We start from the raw sequence: 15,808 nt of genomic DNA on the forward strand, positions 1-15,808 counted from the left end.
TCGCCTCAGGGAGCGTCATCGACGCGGCCACATGCGCGGCAGCCGCGCCAGGAAATGGGCCCAGATCGCGGCGAACACCGCGGCACGGACCAGCGGTCCGCGACGGGGCGCCTCGAAACGGGAGAAGTAGCGCCACAGTCCGCGGTGCTTGTGCCACTCCACGAACAGCGGGCGCGAACGGCTGGAAACGCCGCGCACGTGCAGCACGGCCACGTCGTTGGCCACCGCCACCAGGGCGCCGGCCTCGCGCGCGCGGCGGCACAGGTCCAGGTCTTCGGCGTGCAGGCGGTAACCCTCGTCGAGGCCGCCGATGCGCTCGAACAGGCCACGCGGCACCAGCATCAGCGCGCCGGAGACCGCGGCCACCGGCTGCAGCGCGCGCTCCTGGTCGGCCGCGACCTCGAGTTGCGCCCCGGCCATCGGGTTGCGCAGCATCGCGGCGAAATCGGGGTCGCGCCGGCGCGCGGCGCCGTCGTGGACGCCGTCCTCGCCATACAGGTCGGCTCCCAGCAGGCAGGGCCCGCCGTGTTCGAGCGCATGGGCCCGCAGCCGCAGCAAGGTGTCGCGCTCGACCTGCAGGTCGGGATTGACGAAGGCGATCCATGGCGCGTCGCTGTCGCGCGCGCCCTGGTTGCAGGCCACGGCGAAGCCGGGGTTGTCGGGATTGGCGATGAAGCGCACCCGCGCATCGGCCAGCGCGTGCTGGCGCGCGATCTCCAGGGTGCCGTCGTCCGAGCCGTTGTCGACCACCCGGATCTGGCCCACGCCCTCGGCAATGCGCAGGCGGTGCAGGCAGGCATCGAGGGTCGAGGCACTCTGGTAGCTGACCACCACCGCGGCGATGTCGGCTGGGATGCTCATGCAGTGGCTCCGGCCGCGTCGAACAGGTCGTCCTGGCGGCTGTCGCGCAGGCGCTCGTGCAGCGCCTGCAGTTCGGCGCGCGCGCCGCGCAGCGGGTCGCGCATCAGGAAGTCCGCCAGCCGCGCCTGCCAGGCCGGCCAGCGCGCAGCCAGTACGTCGAGGTCGCCGGCGGCCGCCCCACCCTCGCCGCCGCGGGCGACGAATGCGGTTTCGCACAGCGCATTGCGCCAGCCCAGCCCGGCCAGGCGCAACGACAGGTCGGCCAGGGCGCCGTACCAGGACCCGAAGCTGGCGGTGTCCAGGCCGCCGGCACGCTGGCGCGCCGAACCACGCAGGGCCACGGCGTGGTCGACCGCGGTGGGCAGTTCCGGATGGCGCGGCGGCATCGCCGCGCAGGCCTGCCCGGTCAGGGCCGGCTCGGCCGGCAACGGCGTGACCTCCCCCATGCGTGGCCAGCTGGCCCCCTCGCCGGCATTGCACCATGGCGTGGCGGTGGCGATGGAAGCGTCTCGCGCCAGGCAGGCGGCCAGCTGGGCCAGCCATCCAGGCAACGGCTGGGCGTCGGGCGACAGCACCACCACGTCGGCGTCGCCGCAGGCCGCCAGCATCTGCTGCAGGTGGGCCACCGGACCCACCGGCTGCGGGCGGCGGGTGTACTCCGCACGCAGGCGGGTGCGTTGCAGCCAGCGCTCGACCAGGGCCATGCCGCGCGGACCGGCCTGGGCATCGTCGGCCAGCCACACCGGCGTGCCCGCGGGGGTGGCTGCGTCGAGCGCGGCCAGGCAGGCGTCCAGCGCGTCCTCGTCGGCGGCAAGCGGCAGCAGCACGATGGGCAGGTCGCTCACGGCGGAACGGGACTCCTCTGGAAACGGCGCAACTTTAACAGGGCCGCGCCCCGGGCCCGGATACGCGACGGCGCCCCGCAGGGCGCCGTCGCATCGGCCGGATTGGCCGGATTGGCCGGCTCAGCCGACCCAGACCCGCGCGTTGCGGAACATCCGCATCCACGGCGAGTCGGCGCCCCAGTCGGCCGGGTGCCAGCTGAGGTTGACCGTGCGCGCCACCCGCTCCGGATGCGGCATCAGGATGGTGGCGCGGCCGTCCTCGCTGGTCAGGCCGGTGATGCCGTCCGGCGAACCGTTGGGGTTCAGCGGATAGGTGGTGGCGACATTGCCGTCGCCATCCACGTAGCGCAGCGCCACGCGCGCGGCGGCCTGGTCCACCGCCGAGTCGAACTCGGCGCGGCCCTCGCCGTGCGCGACCGCCACCGGGATGCGCGAACCCGCCATCCCGCGCAGCAGCACCGACGGCGACTCCACCACTTCCAGCAGCGAGGTGCGGGCCTCGAACTGCTCGCTGCGGTTGCGCAGGAACTTCGGCCAGTGGCGGGCGCCGGGGATGATGTCCTTGAGCTGGCTCATCATCTGGCAGCCGTTGCACACGCCCAGCGAGAACGTGTCCTCGCGTCCGAAGAACGCGGCGAACGCGGCACGCAGCTCCGGCCGCTCGAGGATCGAGGTGGCCCAGCCACGGCCGGCGCCCAGCACGTCGCCGTAGCTGAAGCCGCCGCACGCCGCCAGGCCCTTGAAACCGTCCAGGGCGATGCGGCCGGCGACCAGGTCGCTCATATGCACGTCGACCGACGCAAACCCGGCACGGTCGAACGCGCGCGCCATCTCGATGTGGCTGTTGACCCCCTGCTCGCGCAGGATCGCCACCCGCGGGCGGGCGCCGGTGTTGATGAACGGCGCGGCCACGTCCTCGGCCGGGTCGAACGCCAGCTGCGGCTTCAGCCCCGGGGCGGCGAAGTCGCGCGCCACCGCGCGCTCCTCGTCGGCGCTGTCGGGGTTGTCGCGCAGCTTCTGCATGGCGTGGGTGACCGACCACCAGGCATCGAACAGCTCGTCCCACTCCCACTGCGCCAGCAGCGCGCCGGAGTGGCGGACGCGGACGCGCGGATTGCCGGTCGGGCGGGCGATGCGCTGCGCGCACTCGGTCAGCGCATGGCGCTCGACCAGGTCGGCGAACGCGGCCCGGTCCTCGTCGGCGACCTGCACGATCGCGCCCAGCTCCTCGTTGAACAGGGTGCGGAACGGATCATCGCCCCAGCCGTCGAGCACGATCTCCAGGCCGCGGCGCGAGGCGAAGGCCATCTCGCACAGTGCCGCGAAGGCGCCGCCGTCGCTGCGGTCGTGGTACGCCAGCAGCAGCCCGGCCTCGCGCGCGTCGCGGATGAGGGCGAAGAAATTGCGCAGGCGCTCCGGGCTGTCGAGGTCGGGCACCTCGCCCCCGAACGCGGGCAACTGTCCTTCGGCGTGCACCTGGGCCAGCACCGAGCCGCCCAGGCGCTGGCGCCCGCCGCCCAGGCCGATCAGCCACAGGTCGCTTTCCGGCTCCTCCGCCAGCAGCGGGGTCAGCTGGCCGCGCACGTCGGCCACCGGCGCGAACGCGGAAATCACCAGCGACACCGGCGACACCGACTTCTGCGGCTGGCCATCGGCCTGCCACTGCGCCTGCATCGACAGCGAATCCTTGCCCACCGGGATGCTGACCTCCAGCTCCGGGCACAGCTCCATGCCGACCGCGTGGACCGCGTCGAACAGCAGCGCGTCCTCGCCCGGGTGGCCGCAGGCGGCCATCCAGTTGGCGGACAGCTTCACCTGCTCCAGCGCCTCGACCGGCGCGGCGCACAGGTTGGTGAGCGCCTCGCCCACGGCCATGCGCGCGGCGGCGGCCGAATCCAGCAGGGCCAGCGGGGTGCGCTCGCCGATGGCCATCGCCTCGCCGGCAAAGCCTTCGTAGTCGGCCAGGGTGATGGCACAGTCGGCCAGCGGCAGCTGCCACGGGCCGATCATCTGGTCGCGGGCGGTCAGCCCGCCGACGCTGCGGTCGCCGATCGTCACCAGGAACGACTTGGAGGCGACGGTCGGGTGCGACAGCACGCGCAGGCCGGCCTGGTGCAGGTCCAGCGCGCCGGTGCCCAGCGCCGGCCACGGAGCCGCCGGCGGATGGATGGCGTCGCGGTGCATCTTCGGCGGCTTGCCGAACAGCACGTCCATCGGCAGATCGATCGGCGCGTCGGCCGGGATGTTGCCCGGGGTCGCGCCATAGGCCACGACCAGCCGCTCCTCGGCGGTGGCCACGCCCACGGCGGCGAACGGGCAGCGCTCGCGCGCGCAGATCTCGGCGAATTCCTGCAGGCGCTCGGCCGGCACGCCCAGCACGTAGCGCTCCTGCGACTCGTTGCACCACAGCTCGAGCGGTGAAAGCGAAGGATCGTCGGTCGGCACCTTGGCCAGGTCTATCACGCCGCCCACGCCCGAGTCGTGCAGCAGCTCGGGGATGGCATTGGACAGGCCACCGGCGCCGACGTCGTGGAAGAAGTGGATCGGGTTGCGTTCGCCCATCGCCACGCAGCGGTCGATGACCTCCTGGCAACGGCGCTCCATCTCGGGGTTGTCGCGCTGCACGCTGGCGAAATCCAGGTCCTCGGCGCTCTCGCCCGAGGCCACCGAACTGGCGGCGCCGCCGCCCAGTCCGATCAGCATCGCCGGGCCGCCGAGCACGATCACCGCATCGCCGGGCTTGAGCGGGATCTTCTCGACCTGGATGCGGTCGATCGCGCCCAGGCCGCCGGCCAGCATGATCGGCTTGTCGTAGGCGCGGGTGAGACCCTCGCCTTCCGGCAGCTCGAAGCTGCGGAAATAACCCAGCAGGTTGGGCCGCCCGAACTCGTTGTTGAACGCGGCGCCGCCCAGCGGGCCGTCGAGCATGATTTCCAGCGCCGGCGCCATGCGCGGGTTGAGCGCGCGCTCGCCCTCCCACGGCTGCGGCAGCGTGGGGATGCGCAGGTGGGACACGCTGAAACCGGTCAGGCCGGCCTTGGGCTTGCCGCCGCGGCCGGTCGCGCCCTCGTCGCGGATCTCGCCGCCGGCGCCGGTGGATGCGCCCGGGAACGGCGAGATCGCGGTCGGATGGTTGTGGGTCTCGACCTTGATCTGGAAGGCCGAAGGCACCGGCGGCTCGGTCCGGTATTCGCCGGTGGCCGGATCCGGGCGGTAGCGCGAGGCGATGTGGCCTTCGATCACCGCGGCGTTGTCGCTGTACGCACTGAGCGTGTGCTGCGGCGCCTTCTGGTGGGTGTTGCGGATCATCCGGAACAGCGAGCGGTCCTGCTCCTGGCCGTCGATGGTCCAGCTGGCGTTGAAGATCTTGTGCCGGCAGTGCTCGGAATTGGCCTGCGCGAACATCATCAGCTCGACGTCCGACGGATCGCGGCCCAGTTCGGCGTAGCGGCCGCGCAGGTACTCGATCTCGTCGTCGGCCAGGGCCAGGCCCAGGCGGCGGTTGGCCGCTTCCAGGTCGGCCAGGGCGATGCGCTCCAGCGGGCGGCGGACCGGGGCGGCGAACAGCGCCGAGGCGGCTTCGCGCGAATCCAGCAGCGACTGGGTCATCGGATCGTGCAGCAGCCTGCCCACGGCGGCGCGGGTGGCCGCGTCCTCCGGCCAGCCGGCCAGGTCCAGGCGCAGGCCGCGCTCGACCCGGGCCACGGGCTGCCCGGCGCCCTGCAGCAGCTCGGTGGCCTTGCTCGACCACGGCGAACGCGTGCCCAGGCGCGGCACCACGTAGCGCGACAGCGCGCCTTCGGCACGCGCTGCGGGCTCCGGGCCGGCCTGCAGGATGCGGTTGAGCGCGTCCGGATCCGGCACGGCATCGCCCGGCTGGACGAAATAGACGTGCCAGGCGCCTTCGATGCGAAGGCCGGGGACGAGGGACTGCAGGCGGGATTCGAGCCGTTGCCGGCGGAACGGCGAAAGGGCGGGCGCGCCCTCGAGGACGATCATGTCCGGGAGATGTCGCTGGGAAAGGCCGTCCATTGTACCGGACGCGGCGGTCGGCTTTCCCGGCCGGCGCCGCCGCGGGGCAGCCCGGCCCGTGGCGGGCGGCCGGGGCCCGGCACGGAACCGGGCAACCGACCGCGCGGGGCGTGGCTCAGCGGCTGCCCGCCGCCTGGCCCTTGCCGGCCAGGCGGTCCAGGGTGGCGCGCAGGTTGGCCGGCGGCACGTAGCCGCCAAGCTGGGTGCCGTCGGGCGCGAACACCGCCGGCGTGCCGGTGACGCCCACCTGCTTGCCGATCGAGTACTGCATCGCCACCGGGCTGGTGCACTCGCGGCTGGCGACCTTCGCGCCGGACTTGGCCTGGGTCAGGGCCTGGCGGCGATCGTTGGCGCACCACACCGAGACCATGTCGCGGGCGTCCTGGCTGGCCATGCCCATCCGCGGGAAGGCCAGGTACTCCACCGCGATGCCCTGCCGGTTGTACTCGGCGATCTGCTGGTGCATGCGCCGGCAGTAGCCGCACTCGACGTCGGTGAACACGGTGATGGTGTGGACCGGATTGGCCGGCGCGAACACGATGCGGTCCTGCTTCGGGATCCGGGCCAGGGCCTCGCGGCGGAAGGCGTTCAGGCCCGGGCTGCTGGCCGGGGCGCGTGCCTGCAGGTCGATCGGCTGGGACTGCACCAGGTAGCGGCCATCGTCGGACACGTACAGCACCTGGCCGTCGAGCAGCACCTCGCGGAATCCGGCGAACGGGGCCGGCCCGATGTAATCCGGGGCCGCCTCCGGGACCACCTCGGCCAGCGCGGCCAGCACCGCCCGCTCCGCGCTGCCGGAGGGCACGGCGGGCGCCTTCGCCGACGCGGGTTTGCCTGCTGGCGCGCTGTCCTTGGCCCCGGAGGCGGGGGGCGCCGGCTGGGCGCAGGCACCGAGGCTGAGGGCGCACAGCAGGGCGAATACGGGGACTCGGAACATTGCAGGGAACCTGGCGGGAGCGAAACCACGATTCTGGCACAGGGTCGATGAGCGGGCCCGCACCGGCGCGTGGCGCGACATCGCGAGGCCCGGAACCTCCGGCCCGAATCGTCTGGCCAGGCATCGGCGAGCCGCGCGCCAGTGCGCGATCGATGCGCTCGATATGTGGCACCCGCCATCCATGGCGGAGCACCGCAGGCGCCGGAGGCCCCTGCCCGGCCATCCATGGCCGGGCGTTCGCCCTTTTGCGGCATGCCGAAAAAGCGGCTCACCCCCTCGGGTGGTGTTTGGCGTGCAGGCGCTGCAGGTGCTCGCGCGCGACCAGGGTGTAGATCTGGGTGGTGGACAGGCTGGCGTGGCCGAGCAGCAGTTGCAGCGCGCGCAGGTCGGCGCCGTGGTTGAGCAGGTGGGTGGCGAAACTGTGGCGCAGGCCGTGCGGGGTCACCGAGCGCGGATCGATCCCCGCAACGACGGCATGTCGCTTGATCGCACGCCAGAAATCCTGGCGTGTCGGCGCGCTGCGGCTGGCGCCAAGGAACAGCGGTACCTCGCCGCTGGCGTCGGCCGGAACGGGACGCCCGCCGGTGAGCGCAGGCCGGGAGTCGCGCAGGTAACGCTCCAGCCAGTGCTGCGATTCCTCGCCCAGCGGCACCAGCCGTTCCTTCGAGCCCTTGCCGCGCACGCGGACCACGCCCTGGCGCAGGTTCACCGCGTTGGCCGGCAGGTTGACCAGCTCGCTCACGCGCAGCCCCGCCGCGTACATCAGCTCGAGCATGGCCCGGTCGCGCAGCCCCTCGGGGGTGGAGACATCCGGCGCCGACATCAGGGCCTCGACCTGGGATTCGGACATGGCCTTGGGCAGCGGCCTCGGCATCCGCGGCGGGTCGAGCAGCGCGGCCGGGTCGTCCTGGCGCACGCCCGACAGCACCAGGTGGGCATAGAAGGCGCGCAGGCAGGCACGCAGGCGGGCGTTGCTGCGCGGCCCGTACCCCTGCGCCGCACGCCAGGCCAGATAACCGAACAGCGCCTGGCGATCAGCGCCCTCCAGCCCGCCGCCAGCCCCGTCGCGCCAACGCGCCAGCAGCTCCAGGTCGCGGCGGTAGGCCTCCAGGCTGGCCCGGGCCAGGCCGCGCTCGGCCCAGGCCGCATCCAGGAAACGGGCGATGGCGCGTTCGTCCTGCCCGCGCAGCGGCGGCAGGGACATGGCCAGCTCGCGGCGCTCGGCCGGGGTACGCGGCTTTTCGCTCACCGGAAGGCTCCGGCGGCTGGGTGGCGTGGGAAGCGGAAGCTCATCGCGCACAGGATACGTCGCCCCACCGCTATCCTTTGCGCCATGTCATCCATCCCCACGCCCTCGCCTGCCGCAGACGCGCGCCCTTCCGCCCTGGTCATCCGGCGCCTGCTGTCGCTGTTCTACGACCTGTGGCCGGTGGTGGCGCTGTGGATGCTCACCGCGATCCCGTTCGTGCTGGCCGACGTGGCCATGAGCGGCGGCGACACCCGCCACAACATCGAGCCCTTCAGCCTGATGGCCTGGGCGGAGTGGATCGCCTGCTGGCTGGTGACCGGGCTGTACGCAACGATCAGCTGGCGCCGCGGCGGCCAGACCCTGGGCATGCGGCCCTGGCGGCTACGGCTCCGCGCGACCGGTGGCGGCGTCCCGTCGTGGCGGGCGCTGTGGCTGCGCTACGCGGTCGGCACCCTGTCGCTGCTGTCCGGCGGACTGGGCTTCTGGTGGGCCTGGTTCGACCGCGACCGCCTGGCCTGGCATGACCGCGCCAGCGCTACCCGCCTGGAGCGGCTGCCAAAGCGGGGGAAATGAGCCTTCAGCCGGACTTGCGCCGGAACAGGAACCACGAGGTCGCCAGCATCAGCACCGGCGGCAGCGCATAGGCGATGCGGTAGTCGAAGCGGAACGCGCCGGCCAGCCGGCCGAACTGCATCTGCAGCAGCATGAAGCCCAGGGCGAAGACGATGCCCAGGAACAGGCGCTTGCCCATGCCGCCGCTGCGCAGGCTGCCAAAGGCGAACGGCACCGCCGCCAGGCACAACGCCAGCACGTTCAGCGGGTAGAACCAGCGGCTCCAGTAGGTGTCCTCGTAATCGCGCGCGTCCAGGCCGTTGCGCCGGCGATACTCGATGCTCGCGTGCAGGTCGGCCGCCGAGAGGTTGCGCGGGCGGGTCACGCCGGCCGCCAGGGCGTTGGCATCCAGCCCCGAATCCCACTGCAGCCCGTCGGTGGTTCCCTCGGTCGCGGCATCCCCTGCGAACGCCCCCCGGCGCCCCTCGCGCAGGTGCCAGCCGGCCGCGTCGTGCACCGCCATGCCGGCGCGGGTCAGCGACAGCACGCGCCCGTCCCCGCCGACCTGGTACAGGCGCACGTCGCGCAGCTGCAGTACGCGCTGCCCGCCGACCACCCGTTCCTGGCCGTCGACCGCGTTGAGGAAGGTATCGCCCTCGCGCGCCCACAGGCCGGAGTAGCGGGCCATGGCCACGTTGTTGTTCTTGGCCGCCAGCTTCAGCTGGTCGGCCTGGCGCTGGCCCCAGGGCGCCAGGGTCTCGCCGGTCAGCACCATCAGCCCGGTCAGCAGGACCAGGGCCGCGGCCACGGAGATCGACAGGCGCCGCCGCGAAAGCCCCAGCGCGCGCAGCGCGGTCAGCTCCGAGGTGCCGGCCAGCTGGCCGAGGCCCAGCAGGGAGCCGATCACCGCCGCGTACGGGAAGATCGAATAGGCGCGGCGCGGCACCGAGTAGGCGACCACCGCCAGCGCGGTCGGGAAGTCGTAGCTGCCCTTGCCGAGGTCGCCGAGCTGGCCGGACAGGGCCAGGACCACGTCCAGCCCGACCAGCACCGCCCAGGTCAGCAGCACCGAGGCCAGGACCACCCGGCCGATATAGAGGTCGTGCAGGCGCACCAGGGACCTCATGCCGCCACCCTCCGCGGACGCGGCAGCCGCCCGTCGCGCAGGTACAGCCACAGGGCCAGGGCCAGCAGCGGCAGGGTCAGCCACCACAGGCCGACCGGCGCCGGCAGGCGGCCTTCGGCCAGCATCCGGACGCCGATGAACATCAGGTTGAGCCCGACCAGGTAGGCCAGGAAGCCGAGCATCAGCCGGCCATAGCGCTGCTGGCGCGGCGAGCTGCGGGCCAGCGGCACGGTCAGCAGTGCAAAGCCCAGGGCCAGCAGCGGCGGCGCGAGGCGGCCGTGCAGCTCGGCGATCGCCGCCGGCCGGCCATCGCCGAACAGGGACAGGGTGGGCGCGATCACCGGGTCGTCCTTGGCGCGCTCATCGGCGCCATCGGGCAGCGCCACCTCGTTGACCGCATAGCGCATCAGGCGGAAATCCAGGCCCCCGTCCAGCGGCCCTTCCAGCCGGTGGCCGTCTGCCAGCCGCAGGTACCGGTCGTTTTCCCCGCCGAACTCCAGGCTGCCGGTCCGGGCGGTGACCACGTCGATCCGCCCTTCCCGCTCGCGCTGCAGGAACACGCCCTGCAGGGTGCGGCCGTCCTCGCTCATGCCGTCGATGTACACGATGCCGCCATTGGACAGCGAGGTGAACCGGCCCGGCTCCAGCCCGGCCACGATCAGGCTGCGGTTGGCCTGCTCGATCATCCGCGCCGCGGTGCGCTGGGCCCAGGGCCCCAGCCACAGCGAGCACAGCCCGACCATGGCCACCACCGGCAGCACCGCCATGAGCAGGGGCCGCAGCAGGCGCCGCGGGCCCACGCCGACGGCGTTGAGTACGGCCATCTCCGAGTCCCGGTACAGCCGGGCCACGGCCAGCATCAGGCCCAGCATCAGGGCCAGGGGCAGCACCAGGGGGAGGTAGACCAGCAGCTGCAGCCCCAGCTGGGACAGCAGCAGGCGCGCGGGCAGGCCGCCGTCGGCGATCTTCCCGAGCACGTCCACCAGCACCCCGCCCAGGCTCACCGTGAGCAGCACGATCAGGGTCGCCAGGAAACTCTGGACGAAATCGCGCAGCAGGTATCGGTCAAGCTTCGGCATCGGCGGGGCCAGTCCTATAAAAGCCCGGGTTCGCTTCGCGGCCCCCGCCGGCCGGATCTCCCGGCCCAAGATCGAGGGGCGATCCGCGATTGTACGTACCTGCTCCCGGAATCTGATCAATGGCCCTGCAATTCACCCTGAACCGCGAGGCCGCCCCGGCGGCCGCCCTTGACTGCGTCGTCATCGGCGCCTTTGCCGACAAGACGCTCACGCCCGCGGGCCAGGCGATCGACGAGGCCAGCGGCGGCCGCCTGCGCGCCCTGCTGGAGCGCGGCGACCTCAGCGGCCGCACCGGCAGCAGCCTGGTGCTGCACGACCTGCCCGGCGTGAACGCCCCGCGCGTGCTCGTGCTGGGCCTGGGCGAGGCCGCCAAGTTCGGCGTACCGCAGTACCTGAAGGCCGCCGCCGACGCCGTCCGCGCCCTGAAGACCGGCCCGGTCGGGCGCGCCCTGTTCACCCTGTCGGAGGTCGCCGTCCCCGGCCGCGACCAGGCCTGGAACGTGCGCCAGGCGGTGGTCGCCGCCGACCATGCCGCCTACCGCTACACCGCCACCCTGGGCAAGAAGAAGGACGAGCCGGGCCTGCGCGAGCTGGCCGTCAGCGGCGACGATGCCGCCGCCCTGGCCCAGGGCGAGGCGATCGCCGCCGGCGTGGCCTTCACCCGCGAACTGGGCAACCTGCCGCCGAACATCTGCAACCCGGCCTACCTGGCCGAGCAGGCCCAGGCGTTCGCCGCCGCCCATGAGGGCGCCGAGGCGGAGATCCTGGACGAGCAGCAGATGGAAGCGCTGGGCATGGGCTCGCTGCTTGCCGTGGCCCGCGGCTCGGCCAACCGCCCGAAGCTGGTCGTGCTGAAGTGGAACGGCGGCGGCAATGCCAGGCCGTACGTGCTGGTCGGCAAGGGCATCACCTTCGACACCGGCGGCGTCAACCTGAAGACCCAGGGCGGCATCGAGGAGATGAAGTACGACATGCTCGGCGCCGGCAGCGTCATGGGCACCTTCGTCGCCGCGGTGAGGATGAAGCTGCCGCTGAACCTGGTGGTGATCGCCCCGGCGGTGGAGAACGCGATCGACGGCAACAGCTACCGTCCGTCCGACGTGATCACCTCCATGTCCGGCAAGACCATCGAGGTCGGCAACACCGACGCCGAGGGCCGCCTGATCCTGTGCGACGCCCTGACCTACGCGCAGCGCTTCGAGCCGGCCGCGCTGGTCGACGTGGCCACCCTCACCGGCGCCTGCATGGTCGCCCTGGGCAAGTTCGCCACCGGCCTGATGAGCAAGCACGACGACCTGGCCAACGAGCTGCTGGCCGCCGGCGAGCACGTGTTCGACCGCGCCTGGCGCCTGCCGCTGTGGGACGAGTACCAGACCCTGCTGGAGTCGAGCTTCGCCGACGTCTACAACATCGGCGGCCGCTGGGGCGGCGCGATCACCGCCGGCTGCTTCCTGTCGCGCTTCGCCGAGGGCCAGCGCTGGGCGCACCTGGACATCGCCGGCTCGGCCAGCGACGAGGGCAAGCGCGGCATGGCCACCGGCCGCCCGGTCGGCCTGCTGAGCCAGTGGCTGCTGGATCGCGTCGCCGAAGGGAACGCCGCGTAAGCGGCCACCCATGCCCCGCGCCGACTTCTACCTGATCGCCAGGCCCCGGTTCGCCGAACAGCCGCTGCTGCTGGTCTGCGAACTGGCCAAGCGCGCCTACGCCACCGGCCAGTTCACCCTGGTGCTGGCGCGCGACGCGGCCCAGGCCGAGGAACTGGACGACCTGCTGTGGTCGTTCGAGCCCGACGCCTACATCCCGCACCAGATCGCCGGCGACGACGAGGACGAGCTGACCCCCGTCCTGGTCGTCCCGCCGGAGGTGGAGGCGCCGCCGCGGCCGCTGGTGATCAACCTGCGCGATGCGGCGTGGACCGCGGCCTGCGAGCGGGTGCTGGAAGTGGTGCCCGCCGACCCCGCGGCCCGCGGCCCGCTGCGCGAGCGCTGGCGCCAGTACCAGGCCCTGGGTTACGACCTGAACAAACATGACATGTGAGGGGCCGTGATTCGGGATTCGTGATTGGTGATTCGAAAAGGCGACGGCAAACCGCCTGCCACCCATCCCGGTCCGACGAAGCACTGCTCTTTCCAATCCCGAATCACGAATCCCGAATCACCGCTCTTATGACTCTTCCCTCCGGCTACGAACCCAAGACCTTCGAATCGCGGCTTTATGCCGAATGGGAAGCCAGCGGCTGCTTCGCGCCGCGCGGCGAGGGCAAGCCCTATTCGATCCTGCTGCCGCCGCCGAACGTCACCGGCACCCTGCACATGGGCCACGCCTTCCAGCACACGCTGATGGATGCGCTGGTGCGCTTCCACCGCATGGACGGCTACGACGTGCTGTGGCAGGTGGGCACCGACCATGCCGGCATCGCCACGGAGATGGTGGTCAGCCGCAACCTGGCGCTGGAAGGCAAGGGCGAGACCCGCGACTCGCTGGGCCGCGAGGGCTTCATCGCCAAGGTCTGGGAGTGGAAGGCCAGCTCCGGTGACACCATCGAGCGGCAGATGCGCCGCCTGGGCGCCTCCGGCGACTGGTCGCGCAGCACCTTCACCATGGACCCGCAGCCTTCGGCGGCGGTGATCGAGGCCTTCGTGCGCTGGCACGAGGAAGGCCTGATCTACCGCGGCCAGCGCCTGGTCAACTGGGACCCGGTGCTGAAGACCGCGATCTCCGACCTGGAGGTGGAGAACGTCGAGGAGGACGGCTTCCTCTGGTCGATCCGCTACCCGCTGGCCGATGGCGCGAGCTACGAGCATGTCGAGGTCGATGCCGACGGCAACGAGGTCCTGCGCGAGGTCCGCGACTACCTGGTGGTGGCGACCACCCGCCCGGAAACCATGCTCGGCGACACCGCGGTGATGATCCACCCGGAGGACGCGCGCTACCCCGGCCTGATCGGCAAGGAAGTGGTGCTGCCGCTGACCGGCCGCCGCATCCCGGTGATCGGCGACGACTACGTCGACCGCGCCTTCGGCACCGGCGTGGTCAAGGTCACCCCGGCGCACGACTTCAACGACTACCAGGTCGGCCAGCGCCATGGGCTGCCGCTGATCAACCTGTTCACGCCCGAGGCAGCGATCAACGACAACGCGCCGGAGAAGTACCGCGGCCTGGACCGCTACGACGCGCGCAAGGCCGTGCTGGCCGACCTCGAGGACCTGGGCCTGCTGGTCGAGACCAGGCCGCACAAGCTGCAGGTGCCGCGCGGCGACCGCACCGGCCAGGTCATCGAGCCGTACCTCACCGACCAGTGGTTCGTGAAGATGGACGCGCTGGCCAGGCGCGGCCTGGAGCTGGTCGAGTCCGGCAAGGTGAAGTTCGTCCCGCCGAACTGGATCAACACCTACCGCCACTGGATGGAGAACATCCAGGACTGGTGCATCAGCCGCCAGCTTTGGTGGGGCCACCGCATCCCGGCCTGGTTCGACGCCCAAGGCAAGTGCTACGTCGGCCGCAGCGAGGCCGAAGTCCGCGAGAAGAACGGCCTGGGCGCCGACGTGGCCCTGACCCAGGACAGCGACGTGCTGGAGACCTGGTTCTCCTCGCAGCTGTGGCCGTTCTCGACCATGGGCTGGCCCAACGAACAGGCGATGGCCGAGCGCGGCTTCGACCGTTACCTGCCGTCGTCGGTACTGGTCACCGGCTTCGACATCATCTTCTTCTGGGTGGCGCGCATGATCATGGCCACCGACCACTTCACCGGGAAGGTGCCGTTCCGCGACGTCTACATCACCGGCCTGATCCGCGACGCCCAGGGCCAGAAGATGTCCAAGTCCAAGGGCAACGTCCTGGACCCGCTGGACATCATCGACGGCATCTCGCTGGAGGACCTGGTCGCCAAGCGCACCCGCGGCCTGATGCAGCCCAAGCTGGCGGAGAAGATCGAGAAGGCCACGCGCAAGGAATTCCCCGAGGGCATCGCCGCCCACGGCGCCGACGCGCTGCGCTTCACCATCGCCGCGCTGGCCGGCCACGGCCGCGACATCAAGTTCGACCTTGGCCGCGCCGAGGGTTACAAGAACTTCTGCAACAAGCTGTGGAACGCCACCCGCTTCGTGCTGATGAACACCGACGGCGCCAGCTTCGACGGCGCGCCGCAGCCGGTGACCGATGCCGAGAAGTGGATCCTGTCGCGCCTGGCCGCGGTCACCGCCGAGGCCCGCGCGCAGTTCGCCGCCTACCGCTTCGACCTGCTGGCGCAGGCGCTGTACGAGTTCGCCTGGAACGAGTTCTGCGACTGGTTCGTCGAGCTGGCCAAGCCGGCGCTCGGCGGCGATGACGCCGCCGCCGCAGCCAGCACCCGCCACACCCTGCTGTACGTGCTGGAGTCGCTGCTGCGCCTGCTGCACCCGCTGGTGCCGTTCGTGACCGAGGAGCTGTGGCGCCAGGTCGCCCCGCGCCTGGGCATCACCGAGACCACCGTCTCGCTGCGCCCCTACCCGGCCGAGGCCGACTTCGCCGGGCAGGACTACGCCGCCGCCGAGGCCGACATCGAATGGCTCAAGGCCATGGTCTCCGGCCTGCGCCGCGTGCGCAGCGAGCTGGGCGTGTCGCCGGGCAAGCCGGTGCGCCTGCTGCTGGCCGACGGCGTCGATGCCGACCGCGCGCGCGTGGCCCGCTTCGAGTCGCAGCTGCGCTTCCTGCTGCGCCTGGAATCGGTCCAGTGGCTGGACGGCGCCGCCCCCCCCGCCTCGGCCGCGGCCGTGGTCGGCGAGCTGAAGCTGCTGGTGCCGCTGGAGGGCCTGGTCGACCTCGACGCCGAGCGCGCCCGCCTGGACAAGGAAATCGCGCGCATCGCCAGCGAGAAGGAAAAGAGCGAGGCCAAGCTGGCGAAGTTCAGCGACAAGGTGCCGCCGGCGGTGGTCGAGCAGGAGCGCCAGCGCCTGGCCGACTGGACCACCAAGCTCGCCGCGCTCACCGAGCAGCGCGCGCGGCTTTGAGGACAGCGGGGCGACCAGTGGCCGCCCCGTTTGCTTCCCGGCCCCGGGAACCTGCCCCCGCGCGGGGCGGCATGCTTGCGTGCCACGGCATGCCCGTGCCACATCCCGTTGGCGTGATGTCTCCCGGATGCGCTGCGCT

The 15,808-nt window shown here is 72.0% G+C and carries 11 protein-coding genes; 4 read left to right on the plus strand and 7 right to left on the minus strand.

Going from position 1 to position 15,808, the window contains the following annotated elements; translation table 11 throughout:
• Positions 1-15 precede the first annotated feature (15 nt).
• The 5 genes from CSC68_RS02600 to xerD form a co-directional block, all read right to left on the minus strand.
• Positions 16-861 (minus strand): glycosyltransferase family 2 protein, encoded by an 846-nt coding sequence (locus CSC68_RS02600; protein WP_162201939.1) that lies wholly within the window; start codon positions 859-861, stop codon positions 16-18.
• On the minus strand, positions 858-1,706 hold the full coding sequence (locus CSC68_RS02605) for a glycosyltransferase (RefSeq protein ID WP_162201940.1): 849 nt from the start codon (positions 1,704-1,706) through the stop codon (positions 858-860). Before CSC68_RS02605 ends, CSC68_RS02600 begins: the two co-directional genes overlap by 4 nt.
• 120 nt (positions 1,707-1,826) lie before the next feature.
• On the minus strand, positions 1,827-5,705 hold the full coding sequence (purL, locus tag CSC68_RS02610; RefSeq protein WP_162201941.1) for a phosphoribosylformylglycinamidine synthase: 3,879 nt from the start codon (positions 5,703-5,705) through the stop codon (positions 1,827-1,829).
• Between the two features lie 148 nt (positions 5,706-5,853).
• Positions 5,854-6,675 (minus strand): thioredoxin fold domain-containing protein, encoded by an 822-nt coding sequence (locus CSC68_RS02615; RefSeq protein WP_162201942.1) that lies wholly within the window; start codon positions 6,673-6,675, stop codon positions 5,854-5,856.
• Between the two features lie 268 nt (positions 6,676-6,943).
• Complete coding sequence (xerD, locus tag CSC68_RS02620) at positions 6,944-7,879, minus strand: site-specific tyrosine recombinase XerD (RefSeq protein ID WP_162202045.1); 936 nt, start codon at positions 7,877-7,879, stop codon at positions 6,944-6,946.
• A 129-nt stretch (positions 7,880-8,008) separates the two neighbouring features.
• Between xerD and CSC68_RS02625 the strand changes: the two genes are divergently transcribed.
• Positions 8,009-8,497 carry an RDD family protein gene (locus CSC68_RS02625; protein WP_162201943.1) on the plus strand — a complete coding sequence of 163 codons (489 nt, stop codon included), beginning with the start codon at positions 8,009-8,011 and terminating at the stop codon, positions 8,495-8,497.
• A gap of 4 nt (positions 8,498-8,501) precedes the next feature.
• On the opposite strand, the gene lptG is transcribed toward CSC68_RS02625, so the two are convergent.
• Positions 8,502-9,602: an LPS export ABC transporter permease LptG gene (lptG, locus tag CSC68_RS02630; protein WP_162201944.1), complete on the minus strand. Its 1,101-nt coding sequence runs from the start codon at positions 9,600-9,602 to the stop codon at positions 8,502-8,504.
• Positions 9,599-10,681 carry an LPS export ABC transporter permease LptF gene (lptF, locus tag CSC68_RS02635; protein WP_162201945.1) on the minus strand — a complete coding sequence of 361 codons (1,083 nt, stop codon included), beginning with the start codon at positions 10,679-10,681 and terminating at the stop codon, positions 9,599-9,601. Before lptF ends, lptG begins: the two co-directional genes overlap by 4 nt.
• A gap of 119 nt (positions 10,682-10,800) precedes the next feature.
• Here lptF and CSC68_RS02640 point away from each other — a divergent pair, with 119 nt between their 5' ends.
• The 3 genes from CSC68_RS02640 to CSC68_RS02650 all read left to right on the plus strand — a co-directional run bounded on the left by CSC68_RS02640 (position 10,801) and on the right by CSC68_RS02650 (position 15,669).
• A complete protein-coding gene (locus CSC68_RS02640; protein ID WP_162201946.1) occupies positions 10,801-12,285 on the plus strand; it encodes a leucyl aminopeptidase in 1,485 nt (494 codons plus the stop codon).
• Between the two features lie 10 nt (positions 12,286-12,295).
• Positions 12,296-12,718, plus strand: coding sequence for a DNA polymerase III subunit chi (locus CSC68_RS02645; protein WP_162201947.1), 423 nt, complete (start codon positions 12,296-12,298; stop codon positions 12,716-12,718).
• A gap of 128 nt (positions 12,719-12,846) precedes the next feature.
• Positions 12,847-15,669, plus strand: coding sequence for a valine--tRNA ligase (locus CSC68_RS02650; RefSeq protein ID WP_162201948.1), 2,823 nt, complete (start codon positions 12,847-12,849; stop codon positions 15,667-15,669).
• Positions 15,670-15,808 lie beyond the last annotated feature (139 nt).

Source organism: Pseudoxanthomonas suwonensis (assembly GCF_010093235.1).
GTDB classification, from domain to species: Bacteria; Pseudomonadota; Gammaproteobacteria; order Xanthomonadales; family Xanthomonadaceae; genus Pseudoxanthomonas; species Pseudoxanthomonas suwonensis.